Origin of the sequence: uncultured Flavobacterium sp. (assembly GCF_963925185.1) — a bacterium.
Taxonomy (GTDB): domain Bacteria; phylum Bacteroidota; class Bacteroidia; order Flavobacteriales; family Flavobacteriaceae; genus Flavobacterium.
In genome coordinates, this window is record NZ_CAWURC010000004.1 from 1 (window position 1) to 4,388 (window position 4,388).

Here is a 4,388-nt window from a genome sequence, read left to right on the forward strand (position 1 = left end):
ATTCAATATTTTAAGTTGTCAGCAATATGTAAATTCGATTGAAGATACTTATTTTATGAGAGTTCGTTTAAATGCAGACGGAACAAATATTTCTAAACAAGATTTAGAAAACAGTTTCTTAGAATTGGCAAAACCTTTACATTTTAATTGGTCTGTAAATTACGGTGATAAAAAGCAGAACGTTGCCATTATGGTTTCGCATACAAGTCATAATTTATACGATTTACTAGAGCGATCTAAAGAAGGACGTTTAGATTGTTCTATAAAAATGGTGATTAGTAACCATGATAAATTAAGAAACATTGCAGAAATGTTTGCAATTCCTTTTCATTATTTACCCGTTACCAAGGAAAACAAGTTACATCAAGAAGCTGAAGTTATCCAATTGTTAGATTCTAATGAAATAGATTTGATCATTATGGCGCGATATATGCAAATTCTATCATCAGATTTTATCAATCATTATCCCGAGAGAATTATCAATATTCATCATTCATTTTTACCTGCTTTTCCAGGAGCAAAACCCTATCATTCGGCTTTTAAAAGAGGCGTAAAAATTATTGGCGCCACAAGTCATTATGTCACGAAAGACTTAGACGAAGGTCCAATTATTGAACAGGATATCGCTCGTGTTTCTCATATTAATTCGGTCGAAGATTTTATAATGAAGGGGCGCGATTTAGAACGCATCGTTTTAGCACGAGCCATAAAACTCCACGCCGAACGTAAAACGATGGTTTATGACAATAAAACAGTTGTGTTTTATTGAAAATTGAAAGCGGCATCAACTTTGTAGTAAAACTAAAGGTTATCTCACTTTAAAAAATCAGATCCAATGAAAAAAATATTATTACTACTCCTTTTAGTGCCATGTATCGCTACAGCACAATTTAAAGACATCCTGAAAAAGGCAACTGAAAAAACGGCTGTTCTAACAAATTCAAACACTAGTCTAGACATTGCTGAAGGCTTAAGAGATGCTTTGAATAAAGGCGTGACGGAGCAAGTTTCAAAATTAACCAAGACCGATGGATTTTATAATAACGAAGCCGTTAAAATTATAATGCCCGAAGAATTAGTAAAAGTAGATCGCACCTTACGCAAAATTGGAATGGCCGACTTAGCTGATGACGGAATAAAAGCATTAAATCGCGCCGCTGAAGATGCTGTAAAAGAAGCAACCCCAATTTTTGTAAGTGCCATAAAAAATATAACAATTACTGACGCCAAAAGTATTTTAATGGGAAGTGATAATGCCGCCACTACCTATTTGCAAACTTCAACCACAAAACCATTGTATGCTAAATTTAGTCCCGTTGTGCAAACATCGCTTGGTAAAGTGGGCGCTGACGTTATTTGGGATTCCATCATAACAAAATACAATTCATTACCTTTTGTCGCAAAAGTAAATCCGGACATTACTAATTATGTGACAAACAAGGCTCTTGAAGGCATTTTCAAAATGATCACAATAGAAGAAAAAAATATCCGGAACAATCTAAACGCTAGAACATCAGATGTGCTGAAAAGAGTTTTTGCTTTACAAGACAAAAAATAAAATATCCAATCCTTACAAGCATAAAAAGTAGTAAGAAAAATTTAATTTAAAATTGACACTATAATCTTAAAATCTATGGTTTAAAAAATTAACCTATACACAACAAACTAATAACAAATCCTTAACAGAGCAATGGCGTAAGTTTTTAACCTTTGCGACATAATAAACTAGTTATTTATTATTTGGTTTTGAATTAGTAAAAAGTTTGCCGACATTTTAAAATGTTGGCATTTTTTTTGGATTGAAAGCAATGAAAATTAGAATAATTTATTGAAGAAAACTTAACGTATTTACAACAAACTAATAACAAATTCTTAACAGTAAGAATGCGAAAAGTATATGATCTTTGTAGAGTAATAAATTGGTTATTTATTAGTTTGGTTTTGGTTAGTAAAAGAATGCCGGCATCTTAAATGCTGGCATTCTTTATTTGGTTAAACCAATGAAAGACAAAACTGTATTATTAAAAATTAGTGGTTGCTCTACATTTACAACGTGTCCGCACTGTTCTATAACAACCAATTTTGAAGATTTATAATGTTTTTCGACTACAAGTCGAGCGGATGGCAAGAACATATAATCTTCTTCTCCCATTACATAAAGCGTTGGTATGTCTAATTCTACTTGGCGAAACCATTTGAGCACAGGGTTAATTTCGGCGGTAAGTTTAAACCATTTTATAAATTCATTTTGGTACAGCTTTTTAGCTTCATTGATAAAAAGCAATCGTGATTTTTTATGGCTTTTCTTGGGCATAATCACAAAGGCGAAAAACTTATACAAGACTAAATAAGGCAATACATATTTAAATAAATTCCCTAATTTCATTAAGATTTGTGAACGAAAATTCATTTTCAGGATAGCGCCTCCAAGTATCATGCTTTGAACCCGTTCGGGATGCATTTCGGCTAATTGTCGAATGAGAATTGTACCAAGAGAAATCCCTACGAAATGTGATTTTTCAATTTTTAGATGATCAATAACTTCTAGAACATCATTAGCAATCGACTCGAAAGTATATTTTTGTTTAAAGGCATTTTTGATTTGAACATTTGAATTACCGTGACCGCGTAAATCCAATAACAAAACATTATATTGTTTTTTAAAATCGCGAATTTGCTTGAACCAAATAGACGAACTACCGCCAGCACCATGGACAAATGACACCCACTGATCGCTATTTTCGTTTTTGTATAGGGTGTAGTTTATCAAATCTAAATTTTTATCATATTAGTTATTACAACATTTAGTTTTCACTTTGAGGGTTAAGTAGCTAAAATCACTTCCATTTCCACCTGCATTTTCAACGCTTCAACTCTAGCCTTTTCAGCAAAATTAGTTCCATTAGAAGCATAAATAATCGCTCTTGAAGAATTAATTAGCAAACCCACATTCGCATTCATACCGTATTGGCAAACTTCTGAAAGACTTCCCCCTTGCGCTCCAACACCCGGAACAAGCAAGAAACTATCCGGAACAATTTTGCGAATTTCGGTGAAATATTCGGCTTTAGTGGCACCTACAACATACATCAGATTTTCTGAGTTTTTCCAGGTTTTTGAGGTTTCCAAAACTTGTTTGTATAATTCTACCCCATCCACTTTCAAAGTTTGAAAATCGAAAGCACCTTCATTAGAAGTCAAAGCCAATAGAATCGTGTGCTTGTTTTCGAAAGCCAAAAATGGTTCCACAGAATCTTTTCCCATATAGGGTGCAACAGTTATACTGTCAAAATTCAAATCTTCGAAGAATGCTTTGGCATACATCGACGACGTATTGCCAATATCACCGCGTTTGGCATCGGCGATGGTGAAGATTTCAGGATGATTATCGTTGATATAATTCATGGTCTTCTGCAAGGATTGCCAACCTTTAATTCCATATGCCTCATAAAAAGCAATATTGGGCTTATAGGCAACAACCAAATCGTGTGTCGCATCAATAATTGCCTTGTTGAACTCGAAAATAGGGTCTTCGAGTGCTAATATATATTTTGGAATTTTATTTAAATCAATATCTAATCCTACACAAAGGAATGATTTTTTGATTTTGATTTGATCGATTAATTGTTGCGTTGTCAAGTCTATTTATTTGTTGTTTCTTGCTCGCAAAGTTACTCTAAAGTTTTTTAACCACAAAGAAGACAAGACACACTCATAGAAAAATTGCCAACCTTTTTAGATTAACATTTCTTGATACTTACCTTTGGGTATAATTCAATTTTTATTTTCAAACGCATAGACCTGTCTACTGACAGGAAAGTCTTTAGTAACCTCAAACAAAACAAGTATTTAGTTTATTCACCTCATTAAAAACTGGTAAATCGTAATATAATACCATAAATTTTTAAAATCGACCCCGGAGTTTATCCTGACAAAGGAAGGACGGTACAATTAAATCTATATCCTAACTCCAAGCACAATGTCCGTGCTGTCCTCATTGCCGTAGTTGCGTTCCCAACTAGTACGCATTAGAGGAGTAAACCTCCGTACTGCTCCAATAGTAAACTGATAATTTTCAAAAGGCCCCAAGCTTTATCCGAACGGGCGAAGCAAAAGCTACATTTGATAGTAAGAGGAGAAAGCCCAGTGGGATTAAGTTATTTTAAAACTTTTATAAAACAAAAAACCCTGTTTCTTACGAAACAGGGTTTTCAAAAGACTCTAGGCTTTATCCTAATAGGCGAAGCAAAGGCGACGAACCGAGCTTGCGAACACGTCGCACCTATAAAAAAAAGAACCCCAACCTGTATAGGTTGGGGTTCCATAAAGAAAGGCGACGACATACTCTCCCACATAACTGCAGTACCATCTGCGCAGGCGGGCTTAAC

The 4,388-nt window shown here is 34.3% G+C and carries 4 protein-coding genes; 2 read left to right on the forward strand and 2 right to left on the reverse strand.

The window, feature by feature from the left end; all coding sequences use genetic code 11:
* Positions 1-769, forward strand: a 769-nt coding sequence (purU, locus tag AABM59_RS01370; protein ID WP_338407193.1) for a formyltetrahydrofolate deformylase, incomplete at its 5' end; no start/stop codon positions are given.
* 66 nt (positions 770-835) lie between these two features.
* Positions 836-1,558, forward strand: coding sequence for a DUF4197 domain-containing protein (locus tag AABM59_RS01375; RefSeq protein WP_338407194.1), 723 nt, complete (start codon positions 836-838; stop codon positions 1,556-1,558).
* A 426-nt stretch (positions 1,559-1,984) separates the two neighbouring features.
* Here the strand turns inward: AABM59_RS01375 and AABM59_RS01380 are convergent, their stop codons facing one another.
* Together AABM59_RS01380 and pyrF are read right to left on the reverse strand one after the other, a co-directional pair.
* On the reverse strand, positions 1,985-2,770 hold the full coding sequence (locus AABM59_RS01380; RefSeq protein ID WP_338407195.1) for an alpha/beta hydrolase: 786 nt from the start codon (positions 2,768-2,770) through the stop codon (positions 1,985-1,987).
* A 53-nt stretch (positions 2,771-2,823) separates the two neighbouring features.
* Positions 2,824-3,639: an orotidine-5'-phosphate decarboxylase gene (gene pyrF, locus AABM59_RS01385; RefSeq protein ID WP_338407196.1), complete on the reverse strand. Its 816-nt coding sequence runs from the start codon at positions 3,637-3,639 to the stop codon at positions 2,824-2,826.
* Positions 3,640-4,388: the final 749 nt, after the last annotated feature.